Annotated in this window: 15 protein-coding genes; 5 read left to right on the top strand and 10 right to left on the bottom strand. The window is 53.5% G+C overall.

Annotation, left to right across the window (positions count from 1 at the left end; genetic code table 11):
* Positions 1-37: 37 nt before the first annotated feature.
* Entirely contained in the window at positions 38-2,650 is a 2,613-nt protein-coding gene (locus BUA28_RS11180) for a bifunctional diguanylate cyclase/phosphodiesterase (protein ID WP_072768206.1), read from the bottom strand.
* Between the two features lie 524 nt (positions 2,651-3,174).
* Between BUA28_RS11180 and epsA the strand changes: the two genes are divergently transcribed.
* Together epsA and BUA28_RS11190 are read left to right on the top strand one after the other, a co-directional pair.
* Positions 3,175-4,032: an XrtB/PEP-CTERM-associated transcriptional regulator EpsA gene (gene epsA / locus BUA28_RS11185; RefSeq protein ID WP_072768207.1), complete on the top strand. Its 858-nt coding sequence runs from the start codon at positions 3,175-3,177 to the stop codon at positions 4,030-4,032.
* 388 nt (positions 4,033-4,420) lie between these two features.
* Positions 4,421-5,107 carry a PEP-CTERM sorting domain-containing protein gene (locus tag BUA28_RS11190; protein WP_083569978.1) on the top strand — a complete coding sequence of 229 codons (687 nt, stop codon included), beginning with the start codon at positions 4,421-4,423 and terminating at the stop codon, positions 5,105-5,107.
* Positions 5,108-5,210: 103 nt separating this feature from the next.
* Here the strand turns inward: BUA28_RS11190 and BUA28_RS11195 are convergent, their stop codons facing one another.
* The 4 genes from BUA28_RS11195 to purL all read right to left on the bottom strand — a co-directional run bounded on the left by BUA28_RS11195 (position 5,211) and on the right by purL (position 13,158).
* Complete coding sequence (locus tag BUA28_RS11195) at positions 5,211-5,411, bottom strand: hypothetical protein (RefSeq protein WP_072768209.1); 201 nt, start codon at positions 5,409-5,411, stop codon at positions 5,211-5,213.
* A gap of 287 nt (positions 5,412-5,698) precedes the next feature.
* Positions 5,699-7,789 carry a M1 family metallopeptidase gene (locus BUA28_RS11200; protein WP_256598304.1) on the bottom strand — a complete coding sequence of 697 codons (2,091 nt, stop codon included), beginning with the start codon at positions 7,787-7,789 and terminating at the stop codon, positions 5,699-5,701.
* On the bottom strand, positions 7,786-9,024 hold the full coding sequence (locus BUA28_RS11205) for a ChaN family lipoprotein (RefSeq protein ID WP_256598305.1): 1,239 nt from the start codon (positions 9,022-9,024) through the stop codon (positions 7,786-7,788). The genes BUA28_RS11200 and BUA28_RS11205 overlap by 4 nt, the downstream gene beginning before the upstream one ends.
* 99 nt (positions 9,025-9,123) lie before the next feature.
* On the bottom strand, positions 9,124-13,158 hold the full coding sequence (gene purL / locus BUA28_RS11210) for a phosphoribosylformylglycinamidine synthase (protein WP_072768210.1): 4,035 nt from the start codon (positions 13,156-13,158) through the stop codon (positions 9,124-9,126).
* A gap of 244 nt (positions 13,159-13,402) precedes the next feature.
* Here purL and BUA28_RS11215 point away from each other — a divergent pair, with 244 nt between their 5' ends.
* The 3 genes from BUA28_RS11215 (at position 13,403) to BUA28_RS11225 (ending at position 16,366) form a co-directional block, all read left to right on the top strand.
* Entirely contained in the window at positions 13,403-14,947 is a 1,545-nt protein-coding gene (locus tag BUA28_RS11215; protein WP_072768211.1) for a bifunctional ADP-dependent NAD(P)H-hydrate dehydratase/NAD(P)H-hydrate epimerase, read from the top strand.
* 160 nt (positions 14,948-15,107) lie between these two features.
* Complete coding sequence (locus BUA28_RS11220) at positions 15,108-15,710, top strand: peroxiredoxin (RefSeq protein ID WP_072768212.1); 603 nt, start codon at positions 15,108-15,110, stop codon at positions 15,708-15,710.
* Between the two features lie 176 nt (positions 15,711-15,886).
* Entirely contained in the window at positions 15,887-16,366 is a 480-nt protein-coding gene (locus BUA28_RS11225; protein ID WP_072768213.1) for a ferritin-like domain-containing protein, read from the top strand.
* 126 nt (positions 16,367-16,492) lie between these two features.
* On the opposite strand, the gene BUA28_RS11230 is transcribed toward BUA28_RS11225, so the two are convergent.
* From BUA28_RS11230 to BUA28_RS11255, 5 genes are all read right to left on the bottom strand, one after another.
* Positions 16,493-16,711 (bottom strand): hypothetical protein, encoded by a 219-nt coding sequence (locus BUA28_RS11230; protein WP_143148503.1) that lies wholly within the window; start codon positions 16,709-16,711, stop codon positions 16,493-16,495.
* 180 nt (positions 16,712-16,891) lie between these two features.
* On the bottom strand, positions 16,892-17,182 hold the full coding sequence (locus tag BUA28_RS11235) for a hypothetical protein (protein ID WP_072768215.1): 291 nt from the start codon (positions 17,180-17,182) through the stop codon (positions 16,892-16,894).
* A gap of 237 nt (positions 17,183-17,419) precedes the next feature.
* Entirely contained in the window at positions 17,420-17,884 is a 465-nt protein-coding gene (locus BUA28_RS11240) for a hypothetical protein (RefSeq protein ID WP_072768216.1), read from the bottom strand.
* Complete coding sequence (locus tag BUA28_RS11245) at positions 17,881-18,456, bottom strand: acyl-homoserine-lactone synthase (RefSeq protein ID WP_256598306.1); 576 nt, start codon at positions 18,454-18,456, stop codon at positions 17,881-17,883. Before BUA28_RS11245 ends, BUA28_RS11240 begins: the two co-directional genes overlap by 4 nt.
* A 767-nt stretch (positions 18,457-19,223) precedes the next feature.
* Complete coding sequence (locus BUA28_RS11255; RefSeq protein WP_072768218.1) at positions 19,224-21,443, bottom strand: TonB-dependent receptor; 2,220 nt, start codon at positions 21,441-21,443, stop codon at positions 19,224-19,226.
* Positions 21,444-21,524: the final 81 nt, after the last annotated feature.

Consider the following 21,524-nt stretch of genomic DNA (forward strand, 5'->3'; position numbering starts at 1 on the left):
TAGGGGAGGTCGAATTTTTGATGTACGGCTTTATGATCTACGCCGATAGATTTGCGTCACTGTGGGCTTCATCCATGAATTTCCCGAATCTGTCCGCCGCCAGCGGTTCGGAGAACAAATTGCCCTGACCATAATCGCACCCGGCGAAGGCCAGAAGGTAACGTTGCTCTGATGTCTCTATCCCTTCAGCGATCACTTTTATCCCCAGCTTATGTGCCATCACGATGATGGCCTCGCATAATGCGAGATCATCGGAATCCGGAGCCAGGCTTTGCACGAAGGATTGGTCTATCTTCAGGTGATCGATGTCGAATTTCTTGAGGTAGCTCAGGGAGGAATAACCGGTTCCAAAATCATCCATGGAAACCTCGATACCCGCCTCCCTGAAGCTACGCAGCTTTGAGGTAACGTCGGGGCTGACGTCCATCAGCAAACCTTCAGTAATCTCGATGGCAATACTTTGCCCAGGCAACTCCAGTTCCTGTAAAAAATCGAGCCATGGCTTGTGGAGATCGACATTCTTGCGAAACTGTACGGGAGAAGTATTGATGCTGATCTGAAACGAAGCAGAGTGCGATGCACGCCAAACCTTGGCTTGCTGCGCTGCCATCCGAAATACCCAATCGCCGATATCGATGATCATTCCGGTTTCTTCCGCGATGGAAATAAAATCGACGGGACTTACGAGGCCAAGCCTAGGATGGTGCCAGCGCAACAACGCTTCCGCCTTATGAACTCGCCCGGTTTCGAGTTCCACGATAGGCTGATAGTGTAGTTGAAGCTGGTTGCCAGCCAAAGCGCTACGCAAGTCTCCGGCCAGGCGCATGCGGATCTGTGCAGCTTCCTGCAGTGTATGGGTAAAGTAGCTAAAGCAGTTCCGGCCCTTATTCTTGGCGGCATACATGGCTTGGTCGGCATTCCTCACCATGGATTCGGCGTCGGCGCCGTCATGCGGGTAAAAAGTTACGCCTATACTGGCGGACACATAAGCTATCTCATCCCCTAACTTGAAGGGTTCGGACATCCTGTGCAGGATGTCCCGGATGACGCGGTTGATACTGATGAGGCTTTTTAGCGACCCAAGGATCACGGTGAATTCGTCCCCGCCAAGTCGCGCCACCGGATCAACGCCGCGAACGCAACTGCTCAGGCGCCACGCCGCTTCTTTGAGCAAAAGATCGCCAACGTTATGTCCGTAGGCGTCATTGACTGCTTTGAAATTGTCCAGATCCAGAAGAATCAAAGCTATCGATGATCCAAAGCGATCCGCTTTCCTGATTTCCTGCTCCAGCTGGTTATGGAACATATGGCGGTTGGGCAGACTCGTCAGGGGATCGAAATTGGCTTGCTGCCAGATCAGTTCTTCCGATTTCTTCTTCGCGGTAATGTCCGAGAACAAGGTTACCCACCGATGTACGGAACCATCATCATTGTAGATGGCATTCATCGTACGCCACTCGATGTAGACTTCCTTGTTCTTGCGCCGGCCTGCCATTTCTCCCTCCCAATGGCCGTTAGTCTCCAAGGAGGTTTTCATTGCTAAAAGAGAAGACTCTCCTTGAAGGCCGGCATTCAGAATGTCGGGATTCTGTCCCGAGATTTCATCAAACGTATAGCCCGTCACCCTGGTAAAGGCCGGGTTTACGGCGACGACGACATTTTTGGCATCGGTCACTATCATTGCCTCGCCGCTGTTCTCAAATATCGCGATAGCCTGCCGCATGGATTCCTCGGCTTTCTCGCGCTTGCCAATGTCCTGCTCGATTGCCAAAGCCATGGAGTTGAATGCACTGCCGAGCTCGGCCAATTCATTATGCGTTTCAATATGGCAGCGGGCAGCGTAATCGCCTTGTGCGATATTCATTACCTCGCTACGGAGCTGGGCCAATGGAAGCAGTAGGGCGCGGCGGGCGTAGAAAATCGTGGCGGCGACGGCAAGCATCGCGATAACGATGAGCGCCATTACTAACAGAATGTGGCGATGCAGGCGAGCGAGTCCATCCTTTACTTCCGCTTGCGTTCTTGTATCAAGCAAATCGGTAAATTGCTGAATTGGCGCCATGACGGCGGCTTTTTCAGCGACGTAGCGTTCTCCGAACAAAAGGTCAATGGAAAGTTGCCGTTCAGGTAGCCGATGGTTTGTAAGTTTATTCTTGCTACCCCTCTCTTGTATCTCGTCCACCACGGCGATTGCCTGTTTCTCCAGCATGGTTAATTTATCGGAATTTATTTTGGCTTCCCAAAGCAGGGCGGTTTCCTCCTTGTCGAGACCTTCTTTACGCATCATCTCGAATAAGGAAACAGGCCTGCTCAGCTCAGCGGCAGAACTTTTTCCCGCACCTGCAAGATGCCAGTATGTGTTGGGATAATTTTGCAGGCGCGGCTTGATACCTTCCCGGATGTCGAGAATATCAAAAAAATAATGCTTATAAATCGGATTTCCTGTGGTTGCGTAGGTGCGGGCCATACGCGTGAGGTCTTCAGAGCTTTGAAAAAACTCTCCAGCAAGCAGCAGAGAGCGATAGCGGTGATCCTCGCTGGCGGCGACGTCGTCGCGGATACCCAACGCCTGGAAAACCATTATTCCAATTGCGAAAAGAAGCAGCATCAGGATGAAGGTGAACAGCTTGGTAAAAAAACCAATTCTCATGAAATCGTCCCCCACCTCGTCAAATTAGGCTTTCGCAATTCTTGTCATCTTTTTCTTGCATCGCAGATGTTGTACGGATTGAAACATGAGCATGCCCCGCTACTCATATTTTGAGCTGCATTGCCAATAACGGCTGCAATACAGGGCCGCTAAAGCCGATGGTAAATTTACCTCGAAGCCGAGAGGAATGACCTGCTGTAAAATGCTGCGCCTGAGTCTTTATCTCCATCTTCAGGTAGTGACTCTTGCGCCCGATCGCCACACCTATCCAAATGGAGGTTTGCGCCTTAATAGCCCAGGTCCAGCCATACCGACCTGTACCGCACCTGCACAAGGAGAAGCAATGGCAAGCGCGAACTCCTGCGCTAGTCGGTATTTCTTACAGTATATGAAGTCAGTGCGAATTTATTTGCTTGCCTATTGATCCAACAAGGTTTTTTTTCTGGAATGATTTTTGCTTAACAAAAAAGGGCCCATCATCTCGACATTTCATTCAATTACCTACTTAGGCAGATCTATCGCAAATGGTTATTCCTTCCTCGTTCTCTTTTCCGTCCTCGCTCTCCGACGAACATCTTGAACGGTACTTCCGAGTTATCCGCGAAGGAATAGCTGTGCAGAGCCATTCCGACCTTTTGAAGTGGCTGCAGGGAGAGGTACAGCATTATCTTCCCCACGAAATCATGCTCGCGGTCTGGAATGATGCTGGCGCGAACCACCTCCGACACGATCTTGTTTCTGTATTGCCCGGAGTCAGAACCGAGCATTTACATTCGGAAAATCTTCGGGCCTTGCAACGAGGGCTGTATAGCTGCTGGGTCGAATTGGGCAAGGCGCCCTATAGATTAAGCCTTGGTGCATGCGGCTTTCAATTTGGCGACCGGGGGCCGCTATGCGCTTTTCGCGAAGCATTGCACGACATGCGGTCTCTGCTCGTGCACGGTATCAGCGACGAACGCGGAGGCCAGGATTGCCTCTATGTAATATTCAGTTCAGCCGGCAACCTCAATGATTCCCCGCTGAGCGCAATGGAGAACCTGCTGCCTTATCTTGACACTGCATTGCGCCGGGTCCGACCCCTGGTTCGTCAGAATAGCGCTGCACCATCCTCGGCAGATGCGTCCCAAAACAGCGAAAATTACGGATTGAGCACGCGTGAAGTCGAAATACTCGATTGGGTAAGGACGGGTAAAACGAACGCCGAGATCGCATCCATTCTGGCCATCAGCATTTATACGGTTAAAAATCATTTGCGGCACATCTTCAAAAAGCTGGATGTTTACAATCGGGTGCAGGCCATTTCCAAGACTGGCCCGGTCCCACATATGCCTGAAGCTAATTCGGCGCTTCCCCTTCAGTCTGTTTTCACCTTAAACCGCTAAAGCTCATTCGACATTAAGTATTGAGCCTCCACCACGCAGTTCCGCTTACAGGTTTAGGGCGGAGGGACCATTCACCATCCCAGACTGGCAACCGTTTATCTGGCTGCCGGCCTCGCTTGGGCCATCGGTTTACACCAAACCTTTCTCAAACTCCTATCTGTTCTTGTTTTATAGCTCCCAAGCATAGTTCTCATATCACTGACGAGCTATTACTCCCGACTAGTCGTGCTATTTCATCTTCCTGTTTTTACGCGAATAATAGCCACCGAATTAATGGGGCCAAGCTCGGAAAGTCCGTCAAGCAAACTGTGATGGCTTCCGCGTGAGGCCAACCTACTCCGCACGGTGCCTTTACCGGCCATGGGGGTGTATTCGCTGACAGCGTTTGATGGGAGAGTTTTACGGCAAAACTAAAAATGGCTACGACGTCTCATCGGAAACATTTCCGCGGATGTTTCGAGGCATTAGTCAAACACCACAATTGAAAAATAAGGAAGATAAAATGAACAAAAAAAATAAATTCTTTTCCACGATACTCGCCACACTGGTTGGCACAGCCATCTGGATACCGTCTGCACAAGCGGCTTTCATACCTTACATACTTGACATCAAAATAGGAGAGGCTCGTCTTAAAGACTCCGGAGATGCGACTGAGCACGCCAAAATGGAATTTTTTGCCGGTAATACCAATCTGGTACAAGACCTCAAGGACAAGTCGTTCACCGCTGTTGAGAACGGTACAGATTCAGGTCAATGGTACCTGGATGTCGGCCCGACTGGGCCAGGTTATTTTCTTTTGAAATTTGGCACCGGTAACGACAAAGATATCGCGAATACTTATTTCTTTCAAAACACCGGGGAGATGACAAAACTGGTATGGTCCAACGAGCAGGTGAATTTCCTTTCCGGAGGGGGTAGCATCAAAGGCAATATTGGTAAGCTAAGCCATTACACAACGTATGACGCTGCATTTGGCCAAACTGGCGAGATCCCGGAACCAGCGACTCTTGCCCTGGTTGGGCTCGGCCTTTTTGCTATCGGGGCCGTACGCAGGCGTAGATCATCACATTCCTGAATCGACGAGCGAACAAACCCGCTTCGGCGGGTTTTTTTGTTATCGCAGATAACACCGCATCTTGTAGAACTTGTCAGAGCGCGAACAATTCGGGCCGCTTTAGCTATTGCCTATCGATCCATTCGCGGGCTGCTACGTTAGCAGCTTCACCCGCCTGATCCTGATCGGGCAACGGCTCGACAAAGCTTTCATAAACAACGATTCCTTTGTCATCGAGAATCCTGTAACGGCCGTTCCAGAGACCCGTGGTATCGTCGTGATCCGCCCCGACAACAATACTGTATCCTTTATAATCAGCGTTCATATCCTCTCCATAAAGAGTAAGTGTATGAAGAAATAATAGTCAAGTTTCACTGAAACATCCATGTTCACAGATAAATCCTTGCCTCTATGGCCAGTCGCATCCTCGCGATGGCCGTTTTCTTTCTCAGCTCTATTACAGTTTCAATTGACTTCGCATTAGAAAGGAGCGGGAGCGAAGGCGGGAAAATGATGCGAATCGCTAAATTCACAATTGCGGCGCAGGTTTCCCGGTCGCTGCGCAGCAGACAGCACAGCCGGAAACAACGTATAGCGTGCCGCTAGTGGCTATTAGTCGAGCTTTACCATCGGCGCACGTGTTGGCCATGCGCCGCGTCCGATCACCTTCGAACCATTGAATATTACATAGCTCTGGCGGCCATAGTGCGGTAGCGGCCGCGTTAGCGCAGCGAGAGATTCGGTATCCCGCGCCGATATTACTGCGAGTGTCACGCCATCGGGACGGCTCACCGTCCAGGCTTGCGCCGAACCTTTGCCGCGCACGATGTCAGGCCGTGCAGGCAATCGATGTCTTGCGAGCCAGGTATCCACTTGCTCTTCGAGACCGATTACCAGCACCGGCACAGCCGGTGGCGCCTCCTTTCCCGGAACCAGGTTTGGGGTGCGCTGTTGAAGTTTTTCCGCCAGCGTTCCGGCGGTACTTTGCGCATCCCCGCTTTCGGGAAGCAGAACGGTAGCGGCTGTCCGGTCCACCATCACCTGCCGCAGGATCGGGGGCGCCTCATCGGGCATCAAGCGCCGGAACAACCGTAAATCCGGATCGAGCGTTACCTGCAGCGGTCGGGCCCCAACGTCAAGCGTGAATACCTGGCGCGCTTTCTCAAGGTCAAGCGTGTGAAATTCTTCGCCTTCGGCGGTACGCACCGCGACAGGTACGCGTAATCGGTATGCAGGCTCCGCTTGCTCAAGCGTCACCGTAACACGATGATTTGCGGAAGCGACCGGGTCTGGCTTTGCGCGTTTCGCCTCTGCAATGCGTATGACCGGCGCACCTCCACGAGTGAGCCACTGGTCGAAGAAACCACCCAGGTCCTTCCCTGAAGATGCCTCGAATGCGCGCTGCAAATCCATCCATGATGCAATGCGGAAGCGTTGCTCCTGCCAGAATGCCTGAAGAGCACGATCGAAAGTTTCGCGCCCCAGCATATCGCGCAGCATGAGGAAGACCATTGCCGATTTGTTGTAGCCAACTATCTGGGTCGCCCCATGCGTACGCGAGGTGAATGTGCTGAGCGGTGCATCTTGCCCGGACGATAGCGCGGCGAAGTCCCGCAGCCACCCGCGTCGCATGTCCAGCGCAGCTTCGGGATTTTCACGCTCCTTATATGCATAATCCGCCATAAAGGTGGTCAATCCTTCTGACCAGTTGCCGTGTGCGTAATCGGTGTATACCCCGTTTCCCCACCAGTTATGCAGTACCTCGTGGCCCAGCGACGTGTAACGAATGAATGGAAGCCGAAGCACCTCCGTTCCCAGATAGGTGAGCGTCGGCATGCCGAAGCCTGTCGGCGTAGGGCTGGAAACGACACTGAATTCGGTAAATGGATACTCGCCGATCCAGGATTCGTAGAGATCGATATAGCCCTTCACCGAATCGAGATAGCCGCTTGCGAGATCCGCGATCTGCGGGTGGAAGTAGGTTCGCAACTGGATTGGCTTGCCGCCGGCGCCGCGCATCGTATGCGTTTCGATGCTATAGGGGCCGGCCATGAGGTCGATACCGCCCGTCGGTGCCAGGAATTCAAAACGTGCCCGATATCCGTCAGTCGATTCGGATTCTTCCACCAGACGGCCTGGAACAATCGCCCGTTGCCCCGCCGGAAGTTTGATGCTCACGCGATAACTGGCGAGCTTTCCCGCAATGTACGGATACCAGCCGCTTGAATCAGGCAGGAAGGTTCCGGCCTCGCCACTTGTCGGCTCGTCCCGTCCCAGCGTTTGCGCATGATCGAGCGAAGTATCGAGCGGCGTTAATTGGCCGCGCCAGTAGACTTCGATACGGCGCGGCAGACCCTTGTCGTTGAAAACCCGCCAGGCCCGGACTTTCCCCATGCTTGCAGCCGGCCCCAGCGATGTGCCATTGACCTGCGCACTCAACACGCCAAAACGACGGCCCAGCACGAGAGTCAGTTCTTCCGACGAGTTCGCCACGATGACGCTGCGGCCCTCGATACTGTGTGCCACCGGATCTATTTGAACCTCAATTTCATAGGTGACCTCAACGGCGTCGGCCGCCTCGGGGGATGTGGCGGATGCGCTGTTTGAAACAAGTGCCGACAAAATCAAAAACAGAAAAGAGACGATCGAGACGTTGCTTCCATGGATATTGAAAATATGCCGCCCTGTCATCAGCCTTGTCATTCGCCTCCCTTCAGCATCGCCGGAAACTTGGCAATAATCTCGATTGTATCCCCGCCGCGCTTCAATTTAAGCGGCAGCCACGTTCCCGGGGCCTGTCGTTTGACTATTTCGACGATATCATCCATTTGCGTGACCGGCACCCCGGCGGCTTCCCTGATCACGTCACTGTCACGTATACCCGCCGCCTCGGCAATGCTTCCCTTCTCTACCTGCAGTACTCGCGCGCCGCCATCCTGTGCCATTTCAAAACGGATGCCAAGGCGCTGCCGTGGACGTTCATGCGATGCCACCGATGGCAAGGCAACACCAAATACTGCATCGGCCAGCCCCGCGGTAATTTGTCCGCACGCGATACCGCTATTCCAGGGGAGTAGCGCGCCAACGTCGGTCACCCCCAGGTCTTTCAGCTGGTGGGGAACGCCATAACCGTATTTGATATGCCCCGAACCCATGATTCCAATGACAAGAGGACGCTCTGCGCGGCCCACCGCTGAATTTAACGCTTGAGCCATGGCCCGGTCCCAGAGCTGCTGGCTCTCGACAAAACGCCGGAAATTCGGATTATCACGGCTGGCCTCGCCGTTCTTCTTACCGCCGCGCTCGTGCTCACCGTAAATCGGCAACAGATAGTCAAGATAAGCCGTGCTCGCAGCAGCGGGGGCCATTACGCCTTCGCGTTCATTCTCCGGCACGCCAGCCAAACCTTGTGCCGCAACCGATTTTCTCAAACGCGTATCGATATTGAGAGCCAGCATCGGTATCCGATTCATGCGCGCAAAACGGAACAACGGCAGGTAGAGATTCGCATCCGTGCTCCAGACGGCATTCCAGTCGGAGGCAGCAAGAAACTGCGATTCGGTAAGCTCGCCGGCTACCCATTGGTCCAGGGCCTTCTGTACGCGTCTCGGAAACATTTCAAAACCGATAACCATGTCCGGCCGCAACGCGTGCAGCGCGGCCAGCGTCTGCAATTGCCAGCGGTGGTGCTCGGGGTTGTCGTGCATCTCACCCAGCAGCACTACCGAACGCTTGGCAGCGCGATTGATGACTTCAGTGCCGGATATTTTCCCATTGCCAGGCACGACCCAGTTCCCGGCCGGCACGCAGTCCGGGTTGTCCTTCGCAGGGGCTTTCGTCTGCGCGGACGCGATATTGACGGAGAGGCCGGAGGCAACCAATGCAAGACTGACATAGGCAAAAAAGGGAGCAAGGAACGCGCTCCGAAAGATTTTCAAACCGGATACTCCTTCATCGAACTCTCCTTTTCATATCCAGATTATATGATCCGGCAAACACCGGTGGCCAGCCTTAACAAGCACCGGGATGCAGATGCCTCAGCCCACCCATTTACGCGCATTCCTGAACATTCGCATCCATGGCGCATCCTCACGCCAACCGGGATGCCATGAATGCTGGACAGCGCGAAACCCGCGCTCCGGGTGAGGCATGAGTATGCTGAACCGTCCGTCTGCTGTCGTCACGCCGGTAATACCTTGAGAAGAGCCGCTGGGATTAAGCGGATAAATCTCTGTGGGTGTACCGCGATTATCCACGAAACGCAACGTAACCAGCGGCGAGATTAACGAGATTTCGTTCTTATCGGTAAATTCAGCATAACCTTCACCGTGCGCAACGGCAACAGGCACCCGGCTCCCCGCCATGCCGTCGAAAAACAGCGAAGGACTTTGCTGGACCTCCACCATGACGAGTCGCGCCTCGAATTGCTCGGATTTATTTCGCACGAACCTTGGCCAATGCTCAGTCCCGGGAATGATTTCATGCAGGTTGCTCATCATTTGGCAGCCATTACATACACCTAGTGCAAAGGTGTCATCTCGCAAAAAGAAAGCCTCAAACTCATCGCGGGCACACGCGTTAAACAGGATTGAGCTGGCCCACCCTTCCCCTGCCCCGAGCACGTCACCATACGAAAAGCCGCCGCAAGCGGCGAAGCCCTTGTAACCACTCAGCGAAACACGCCCCGCAACGATATCGCTCATGTGTACGTCGGTCGCATCAAATCCGGCACGATCAAACGCTGCGGCCATTTCGACGTGACCATTCACACCCTGCTCGCGCAAAATCGCAATTCGAGGTCTGGCGCCGAGAGCATAAGGCGCCGCAATATCACTGTCCACATCGAAGCTCAGTTGCGCGTGCAGTCCGGGGTCACGGACATCGAGTATACGATCGTACTCCTGTTGAGCGCACTCGGGGTTATCGCGTAGCTTTTGCATCTGATAAGTCGTCTCCGACCAGGCGCGATGCAAGTCCACGCGCTTCTCTGAGAATATCGGCTTGTTGTTGCGCAAAAACCGGATTTCATCCCCGCCATCGACGCTGCCGATAATAAAGCTCAGGTCGCGTAAACCTTCTGCCGATAAAATATCGAGTACATGCTGGCGCTGCGTAGCCTCTATCTGGATCACGGCGCCCAATTCCTCATTGAACAGCGTTGATATGATGCGCTCCAGGAACCTTCCACCCAGCACTTCCGGTTTCAATTCGCTGCCGTCGATGTCGTTTGCCGCCGCATCGAAACATAACTGATCCAAATTGATGGTTATGCCAACGCGTCCGGCAAAAGCCATCTCGCATAATGTGACAAACAGCCCTCCATCCGAGCGGTCGTGATAGGCGATTATCCTGTTTTCACGATTCAGGCGTTGTATGGCGGCAAAGAAACTCTTGAGTTGATCCGCCCCCTCCAGCCCCGTCATGTCCGGCGCATCATTGCCCACCTGCTTATAAACCTGGGCCAGGGCCGACCCCCCCAGGCGGTTTCTGCCCGCACCGAGATCGACCAGGATAAGCTCGGTCTCGCCGCAATCCGTGCGCAATTGCGGCGTGAGCGTTTTACGCGTATCCGCTACTCTCGAAAATGCGGAAACGATCAACGACAGGGGCGCAACCACCTCTTTTTTTACTTTCGCATCCCCAGGGCCGGCTTCAGCTTCCCACAACGTCTTCATCGACATTGAGTCTTTGCCCACCGGGATGCTGATTCCCAACCGGGGACACAATTCCATCCCTACCGCCCGTACCGCGTCGAACAAAGCTGCATCTTCGCCAGGATGCCCCGCCGCGGCCATCCAGTTGGCCGAAAGCTTGATCTCTCCGATATGTTCAATCAGCGCCGCTGCCATATTGGTGACGGCTTCGCCTACCGCCATACGGGCTGAAGCGGCGGGGTCAATAAGCGCCACCGGCGTACGCTCGCCCACGGCGAATGCTTCTCCGAGATAGGCGCGGTAATCCATCAACGTCACCGCCACATCCGCTACCGGAACCTGCCACGGCCCCACCATCTGGTCACGCGCCGTCATTCCGCCCACGCTGCGGTCGCCAATGCTGATGAGAAAAGTCTTATCCGCTACCGCCGGCAGCCGAAGCACCCGATATGCGGATTCCCGGAGATTCAGTCCCGCCACATCAAATGACACCAGCGTTTTTTTGATATGCGTCGCTTCCCGGGTCATTTTTGGCGGTTTGCCCAGTAGTATGGAGAGATCCATATCTACTGGCCGATTGCCGAAAGCCGGATCAGTCACGATAAGCTGCTCTTGCCCGGTCGCAGTACCTACTACTGCGAATGGGCATCGCTCCCGCGCGCAAATCGCCCTGAACGACTCCAGCGATTCGGGCCTGATCGCAAGCACATAACGTTCCTGTGCCTCGTTACTCCAAATCTGCATTGGCGACATGCCCGGCTCTTCCGAGGGAATATCACGCAGGTTGAAATAGCCGCCCCGTCCGGAATCGTGCAGCAGTTCGGGCAACGCATTCGATAAACCGCCCGCGCCAACGTCGTGAATTGAAAGAATCGGATTAGGCTCGCCCCGTCTTTCCAGTTGCCAGCAATTGTCGATGACTTCTTGCGCACGCCGTTCCATTTCCGCATTGCCGCGCTGCACTGAATCGAAATCAAGGCTCTCGGTATTTGTCCCCGTATCCATGCTGGAGGCCGCGCTACCGCCGAGGCCGATCAGCATTCCAGGTCCGCCCAATTGAATAAGCAGCGCGCCGGCTGAAAATTTTTCCTTGAAAGAATGCCGCTCGACAATGTGGCCGATGCCTCCCGCCAACATGATGGGTTTATGGTAACCACGCATCTCGCCGGCGATGGATTCCTCGAATGTACGGAAGTATCCCGCCAGATTGGGCCGCCCGAACTCGTTATTAAACGCCGCGCTCCCAATTGGGCCTTCAAGCATGATTTGCAGAGCAGATGCGATACGTGCCGGCCTGCCGTAAGAATGATCCGTTCCCGTTTGCGCGTACGCTTCCCAAGGGTGAATAAATCCCGGGATATTCAAATTGGAAACTGAAAAACCACTGAGCCCGGCTCTTGGTTTGGCGCCGCGGCCGGTGGCCCCTTCATCGCGGATCTCCCCGCCCACGCCCGTGGCGGCACCTGAAAAAGGCGAAATAGCGGTGGGATGATTATGCGTTTCCACTTTCATCAATATGTGTGTCTGCTCATCAGCATAACCATATACATTATCCTTGCCGGGGTAAAAGCGCGCGATTTTCGCTCCCTGTATTACGGAGGAATTATCGGCATACGCTACCACTGTGCCTTGCGGATGCTGCTGGTGGGTATGGCGAATCATCGAGAATAACGATCCCGTTTCGGGTTTGCCGTCTATCACCCAATCAGCATTGAAGATCTTGTGGCGGCAGTGCTCCGAATTAGCCTGGGCGAACATCATCAATTCCACATCGGTGGGATTGCGTCCGATGCGCGTGAAATAGGCTGCGAAATAGCCGATTTCATCGGGTGAAAGCGCGAGCCCCATTTCGTCGTTGGTCTTTTCCAAGGCTTCTCGTCCGCCTCCCAGCACGTCCACTGACTGGAGTGGCGTTGGCTCGAAATGCCTGAATAAACTTTCTGCCGCATCGAGCGAGTCGAACACTGCCTCGGTCATACGGTCGTGTATCAGCGCGACCAGCGCGCCTTTTGCATGAGCGGAAAGCTCGCCCTGCGCCTGATCTGCCGTACGGAAATGAAAGACGACACCCCGCTCCAATCTGTCCACCGCATCCAGTCCGCAATGGCGAACAATATCGGTCGCCTTGGTCGACCAAGGCGATATGGTGCCGGGGCGCGGCACCACCAGCAGAAAATTGCCTTGAAGCAATTGGGTTTGTGGTGCCTCAGCTTCTATCGGTGATATCTCTGCCGGAGAGCACTTGAGCAGCCTCCCAAGGACCGCAGTTTCGTTCTCGCGCAGATCGCGCGTGACTGCGCAAAAGTACCAAAATTCTGCATAAATATGGGAAACTTGCGGAGCGATAACTTTAAGGACGGCCGCCAATTTTTCCAGGCGAAACGGGGAAAGTGCGCTACCGCCGCGAAGTCGAAGCATTCGATAACCTGAACGATAAATTGAGAGCTTCATTTTACACGAGAAGGCAGGCTGCCCGTAGCCGGGGAGGCTTTAAAAAGGGGCGCTTACTCTTTTAAGGACTGCTTGTCGCCATAAGGTTGTCCCTAAGAAAATATTGCGCAGCTTGTAATTAATTACGCAAGCTGATACACAAGAATCAATTTCCTGAAACATCATGTAATGATGAGATTCAGGTTTGTAGAAACATTTTACGGTCAATATCATGAACCTATCAAAACACAATAATTCCAGCGCCGTTTATCTCGCCGCCGAGATCCGGGAGATCGAGCAACTTGCGGCTGCTTTACCCGGATGGCCCCAACTCATGGAAAAAGCCGGTTTGGCCGCTGCCGAAATTGCGCGAGAGAAACTTTTGACAGCCGGCAAAACGAGAGCGCTGGTGTTGGCCGGCCCGGGTAACAATGGTGGCGACGCCTTCGTCGTGGCCCGCCATTTGCACGGGTGGTGGTACAAGGTCACACTGGTGTTCACTGGTGAGCGCAAAAATCTTTCAGACGATGCGAAACAGGCACTGAACGCCTGGCTCGCCGCGAGTGGCGAGGTACTCTCCGAAATCCCTGAAAATGAAACGTGGGATGTCGTAATAGACGGTTTATTCGGGATTGGTCTTGATCATCGCGATGGGCGAAACCTGGCCGCTGAATATCTCGATCTTATCGAGGCGGTTAATCGCATGAATCTGCCCGTGCTCTCACTCGACATTCCGAGCGGCCTGGGCAGCGATACCGGCACGGTGCATGGCGCCGCCATCAGGGCCGCCATCACTGTGACGTTCATCAGCCTGAAAGCCGGTCTTCTGACCGGACATGGCCCCGAGTATTGCGGGGAAATATTTGTACGTGACCTTGATCTGGACGTGTCATCGCTGAAAGAACCCGGCTCATGGATGATAGATCAGGCCAATGCTCAACAATTATTGCCGCTACCCCGCCCCTCGAATAGCCACAAAGGCATGTTCGGCAGCATCGGCATCATCGGCGGCTCAGCCGGAATGGTCGGGGCGGTACTTCTGGCCGGAATCTCGGCGTTGAAGCTGGGCGCAGGCCGCGTCTATCTCGGGCTGATTGCCGGCGATGCTCTCGGGGTCGATCCCGCCCAGCCCGAATTGATGCTGCGCCTGCCCCATGATTTATTCAAACTCGATAACCTGAACTGCATGATCGTCGGCCCCGGGCTAGGTATGGAACCAGACGCCAGCTTCTGGTTGAGTTGCGCGCTGGAATCGGACTTGCCGCTCGTGTTGGATGCCGATGCTTTAAACATCATCGCAAGTGATACCGGAATTGCCACCCTGCTCAAGGAACGTAAAGCCGCTTCCATTCTTACACCTCACCCTGCCGAAGCTGCACGCCTGCTGAATACCGATATATCAGCAGTTCAAAATGACCGCATGACTGCGGTGGCAAATCTTGCGACCCGTTTCAATTGCTGCGCGGTGTTGAAAGGTGCCGGCAGCATTTGCGCTGAACCTGGCGGCAAAAGGCATATTAATACCACTGGAAATCCGGGTTTGAGCAGCGCGGGTACGGGGGACGTATTGTCCGGCATTGCCGGCGCTTTTCTGGCACAGGGATTAAGTCCGGAAAATTCTCTATTACTCTCGGTCTATCTGCATGGCGCTGCAGCGGACGTGTTGCAGAAACAACATGGCGGCCCAGTGGGGATGATCGCGTCGGAAATACCGAATGCCGCGCGAAGCCTGTTAAACCGATGGATTTACAGCTATAGACCCGCTCTATATAGGTGAAGTTTTGCGCTGTGCGGTGCGGCGCACAGATGGCGCTATTGACTTCGGTCTATAATTCAAGACCGACCAACGTAAAAACGTCGAATATATGCAACGTCGAAAGCGCATTTGTGCACATCTATGACGCCTCGATTCCATCAATCAAAAAGGAGAAATATCAATGTCCGTACTCGTAACCCATCTCGCACCCGACTTCACCAAGCCCGCTGTCCTGCCGAATGGCACCTTCAATGATACTTTCAATTTCCATACGGAAATTGCCGGCAAATATGCGGTCCTGTTTTTCTATCCGCTCGATTTCACATTTGTCTGCCCTTCGGAGATTATTGCTCACTCGCATCGGGCAGAAGAATTCCGCAAACGCAACGTGGAAGTGATCGGCGTGTCCGTGGATTCCCAATTCACCCATTATGCCTGGCGTAATACTACCGTGGACAAGGGTGGTATCGGTCCGGTCGGCATTACTCTGGTAGCCGATGTAGGCGGCGATGTCATGCACGCGTATGGCATCAGCCACCCGGATCACGTTGCGCTGCGAGCCTCTTTTCTGATCGATAAAAATGGTGTCGTGCGTCACCAGGTCGTCAACGATCTGCCGCTCGGACGCGACGTGGATGAAATGCTGCGCATGGTAGATGCACTGCAGTTCCATGAAAGCCATGGCGAAGTTTGCCCTGCCGGATGGAAAACAGGAGACCCTGGCATGAAGCCGAGCCCGGAAGGTGTAGCAGAATATTTAGGTGCTCACGGCTCGGCGCTGTGAAACATCACGATACCTTGCACAGCACTATAAGTTGCACAGCGCTATAAGTCTGCTGCAAGGCAGGAAACCGCGAGAAGAAGGTACCGCGACAATAAATCGTTCCGCTGTGCTGCCTGTTATGGGATAGACGTAGCCACCACCCTGCCAATTCTTGCAATCCAAAAAAGGAGAAGCTCATGGACTTCGATAAAGACAAGGCGATCGCACTGCTGAACAGGATCATGGAACTGGAACTTGCGGGAGTGGTGCGTTACACGCACTATTCATTGATGGTCTATGGCTACAACCGCATTCCTGTCGTCGCATGGCTCAAGGAGCAGGCCGAAGAAGGATTGCTGCACGCGCATAGGGCCGGCGAACTTGTCACGCTCCTGGGGGGATACCCGTCACTTTCGATCGGGCCCCTGCTGGAGACACATCACCACGACATCGGCGATATCCTCAGGGAATCCCTGGCTAATGAAAAGGAGGCCTGTGGCGCCTATTACCAACTGCTGGAGCTGACCCAGGGCAAATCGGTGCTATTGGAGGATTATGCACGGGGCCTCATCGTCGAGGAAGAGATGCACGCGGATCAGGTCAACAAGATGCTGCGCAGAACCGGCAGAACCGGGGTTTACGAGGCGCCCCAGAGCGGCGGATCACAGCAGCCATAACTTCGGCAATCGTGGCCCTTTCTCTAAAGGGGGTCATAGCAAGATAACTTTTACGATGGATGAACTGGCCAGCATGAAGGCAATTCCGCCTTCGCTTCAATCGAACCGGCAAAAAAAGAAACGGAATTACTCGCCACTTTCCGTACTGCTATGCACCATGCCGCTTAGCTGAATCATCAAGTCAATCTCACTTTCCCCTTCACTCAGAATTTCGCCGGGTAGACTGGATTCCATCAACACGCGAAGTGCGGTGAGCGGGCTTGCATCAAGTGTGCCGCTGGATTCGGTCGATTGCAAGGCCGCTGCGGCCGGACCCAGGCCCGTCCCTTTAGCACCGGTAATCATTCGGTACCTTTTATATATACCCATGCGCCTGATCCCGTGTATCCAGGATGCCAAAATTCAACTGCCGGAAAGCCCGATGATGTTTAGAAACTCGCGAAGGGTTCACAAGCTTTTTTTTTTGGATTGGGTCGGCCCTTCCTGACACTGATACGAAGTTGTATCAATCGTAGCATTTGAACCTCAGCCAAAACGTTTTTTCCGGATTTTGACGTTTGATTTAGCGGGATAACCACGCCGGCCCAAGCTGGGAGAGCCTACCAGGTCATCCTGGACATTAAGCGATGGCCCGCGAGGGTCAACCTGGCTTTCGCCAGCAGCGCCGCGGCTGCTAAACATTGCAATGATCGGATCAGCGCCAAAATTTCTACGCCCTGATGCAGCACGTCTTTGCCGAGCAGGGCCGACGCCAGCTTGGGTGTTCCTTGTTTCCGTTGACAAAAGCTTCACTAACGCAGGTAATAAGGGATACATGGTTGTCTCCTATGATGAACAGCGCTGCTCAAGCTGATTTGTGAACTGATCAGAACATTCAGGTTACCCGAAATAGATGACGTTACGATGAAGCTTTATCAAGTTTGAAAAAACAACGGAACCTTGCGACTTTCTTCGGTACCCTTCGTGCCGCCAATAGTTGAGAGATTGAATAATCGATATGGAAACCGGAGGCGGAAAATTGTTCTGGCTCTGCCCGCTTGCTGGTCAATATTTTTATCCCCGTCCCGAATATTCAAATGTTATCGGCTCCAGCATTGGCCGCTCGCACTCATCCCGCATCAGGGCGGCGGTTTCTCCCAACGCGATTTCCTGGAGGCGGCAGCGCATATTCAACACCCCATTGCCGGACTCGAAAACACCACAGGTATGCAAAGGCTTGCGGCTCGCTTTATATCGGTCAGACGCCACTTTGGGCGCTACGTCAGAACCCACGTTATTCATCACCGCCACGGGTAGATGGGGATAGCGGCGTCTCGCTTCCCGTATCCATTGCAGGAGATTCACCTGTTGGGTGCAGTCCTGCACCGCCCCATCGACAAGGACCATATCGTAGGCGCCGAGGTCCGGCTCGGGGAAGCTTTCCAGGGACTTTCGCTCGAGCCTGTGTTTTGACTTCTCAAGTAATAGTTGCAGAATTCGGCGGGTATCCTGCTTTTCCCCCATAAGTAAAATATTCATGCTGCCTTCCTTTGCGCGTTCTCCGGTAGCGTGCCGAACAGGCAGAACTCCGTGATTGCGTCGATCTCGATATAACATGCCACGGTTAAAACGCGCCCGATCTTGATGGGCGGCCCTATTCTTGAGACATTAACGCCAAGCTTGCGTATCAATCTCTCTACCGCGACGGTAGTCACGGTTACGTAGCGCTTGATGCCGTTATGCCGGGCAAAACGAAATAAGGTCTGCATCATTTTTACCGGGATCTCGCTGAAGCCGAAACCGGCGCTTTCATACTTCGGCACCGTCACAGCGAACCGGCTCAATTCCCACACATCCGCTTGCTGAGGCGCCGCCTGGCCATGCAATAGCTGAGGGAAAGTATCCTTCAACATATTGGGTCCCATGGTCGGAAGCAAGCGCCAGCAACCCAGCACCTCATCTTCATCTCCTTTTGCCAGGACATACACCGGATTGGCACGATCAAACTCATCATGCTCCATGCCGTTATCGTCGGTAACCTCCCAGCCCAGGCGCTCATGAAAAACTTCGTGCCTCAGCCGATACATTCCTGCAACCGCCCGTTGGTCCATTGACCCGTTTCCGTGTTGCGCAAGCATTATCTGTCCCATTGTTTTCACCCGTCTTTTGGTTGATGACGGTGCTATGAAACAACGGAACCCAAACCTAGAATAGCTGTAGAATCTTACAGGCGAAGGGTATAAATACTTGCGGAAACCGTTACCTATAGCGGGTTTGCGGCGTTAGCATACACCTGTATTTTAGGGGCTTTTTTGGGAGAATTAGTGGTAAAAACGAGCTTGGATAAGGTGCCTTTCGGCAATTGTATTGCTGTGATGTTTCAGGTTTTCACCTGGGTTCGATGCCGTTATGAAAATTTTGCAATGAAACCTGAGCGTACGCGATGACGGTCGATATCGGTTTTGGAAAATGCTTGAAAGGGGGTGAAAACGGGGACGCGAATGAGCGTTTTTTGTCAGAAAATCGGCAAAATAGAGGTGGAGCGGCGAAATGGAAAGCGCAATAAGCGCAGCGCATTGCGCCTTAAACGAGCTCCATCAAATTTCCCGTCGGAAGATCGTTACCGTAACGACGCAGCAATTTTTGGGGAAGGAATCTGTGCTGAACGCATGCCAACCGGGATGATGGTGGCAATAGTTTCGTATCACCTGGACTCCCATACTGGTTGACCCGGAATTGATGGACTCGACGGGCGTCTTCATACGGCGCAATGCGCTGCGCTTATTGACGCCTTACCGTCGGGTTACAGTCGGGCTATTCTCGGGTCTTGCGCAGGTTTAACTACCCCGTATGGTTTAACTTCAGCTCATGAAAGCGTTCAATTAAAGTTGAAGCGGATGCTACCGAACGCGCTGAGGGGATTGCCGGGCAAGGCGCCGGCAAACGTGGGATTGATATAGTAGGTTTTATCCGTCAGGTTCTTTATGTTGAGGGCGAGATCAACTCTCTTTACCCGATAAGATACCGCCGCATCCAACACGACGTAAGATGGCACCTTCAGAAGATTCAAGCTGTCAGCATAAGCATCGCCCTTGTACGTGACACCGAATCCGAACATCAAGCCGCGCGCGAGGCCGTTCTGTATCTGGTAGGTAGTCCAAAGGTTACCCATATGGGTGGCAACGCCGGTTGGCCGGCTTCCGTGGACGCTTCTCGTAATCCCAAGTACGGAATTGCTGGCCACGTTGTCAGCCATATTTTCAGGATCCATCCACACCCCGGTACCAATGATGCTCAACCCGTTGACAGGACGCAGGCCCAGGGAAACCTCTACCCCGCGGGACCGGTCTTTGCCATCCTGAGTCGGTATACCGCCGGAACCCGGCAAAGTGACGAAATAATTGTTGCGGCTGGTTTGAAACAAAGCCACGTTGAAGTCGGCTTTGCCATCCAGCAGCATTGTTTTCGCCCCAACTTCTATCTGATCCGATGTTTCCGGCGCCGTGGACAGTGCCTGACTTTCCGTTGAAAGGTTGATAAACGCGCCGGTGCTATAACCTGCGTAAAAAGCCAGATTCTTGGTAGGCTGATACACCCCGCCCGTGGAATAGGTGGTCAGGGACTTCGTTTGTGCTATTTCGCGATATAGGGTGGGTGATACCTCTGCTGTTGGCGATGCTCTTTGCAAGCCTTTATCGCTGTAATGCACCAGATCATTGCGGATCCCAAGGCGAAGCTTGAACTGATCGGTCAGATCGATCTGATCCTGAGCATAAAATGACGTTTGATTACTGCTGATCCGCCGGTCAAAAGTCTGCGCCCCCCTAATTCCGGGACTATTGAGTGACGCTTCCACTACCGGATTAAAAATGTCTTGCATGTCAGGCAAAACGTAGGTCGAGCGAGCCGCATTGATGTCTGTATTCTTGTATTCGAAGCCGCCCAGAAACGTGTGTTTCACAGGCCCGGTGGCTGTTTTCCATATAAACTCGTTCTGCAATATGGTGTAACCGGCATTATCGAACTGGCTGTAAGCGGTGCGTCCTGTGCTTATCCCCTCTGAGTTACCCTGATTGCCGCCCGCATTTCGCAATAGCTCCAGGGTCCGGGCATCGTATACGAAGGCAGTACGCATGCTCAAAGCTTCGGATATTGCCCAGTTATGGGTAAGACCCAGACGATTGATTGTATGGTCTGTCTTGTTGAATCGACTGTAATAGCGCGTCTCGCGGGAAACGTTCGCTATATTGGAGTTGAAGTCGAAGAGTATGCCGTAGTTATCCGGCTTGATTTTGATCTCCCGATGATCGTAGTCAACCACGAGTGATTTATCCGGTGCATAACGCCAGATGAAACTGGGAGAAACTTCGACAATATTTCGCTCCAGGCCACGAAAACCATCGGTATGCTCCATATCTGCAATCAGGCGGCCGGCAACATTCGGCAAATAAGGTATAGCGCCGGTTACGTCGACATATCCATTACGTGTTCCGAAACTGCCCAGCATGGTACCGGCGGACAAGCTGAAATCATTTCGCGGCTGTTTGGTGATCATATTGATACTGCCGCCAGGACCCGCTACGCCGAAGAGCGCAGAGCCCGGACCTTTTAATACTTCAATACGATCAACATCGTACATCGTGCGGAAATAGTTGTTTTGGTGGCCCCCATCGGGAATATTGTCGCGCAAAAAGCTCAGTGATAATCCGCGCGAAGTGAAAGAGTTCGCGAACCCATAGCCCCCGCCCATCTGGGGCTGAACACTGCTGACGTTGCGCATGGCGTCGTTCATTTCGATTACACCCTGCTCTTTCAGTACGGCGGCCGGCACGACGGTGATGCTCGCGGGAATGTCGCGCGAAGGCGTGTCTGTCTTGCTTCCGGTCGTCGCCACATCCTCAATCGTACCCGGACGGACCCGGCCGGTAGTAATCTTGATTTCCGGCAACTCCGCTTTTTTTTCGGCTTTTTCGGGATTAACGTTTTTTTCTGGATTGCCTGCACTCTCCTGGGCTATTGCGTGCGTTGGTATAAGTACCCACGCCAGTAACAAGGCCACATGGACGCGCCGGAATTCGAACTGGGACAGATTTTTCATTGATCGCTCTGTTATTTTAATTATTGGCTGGCTACAAGCGACGATGGCGTTGGCTGGCTATGGGATTTGTTTGCCCTGTAA

This window comes from Nitrosospira sp. Nsp11, assembly GCF_900142705.1.
In the GTDB taxonomy this organism is placed as follows: Bacteria; Pseudomonadota; Gammaproteobacteria; order Burkholderiales; family Nitrosomonadaceae; genus Nitrosospira.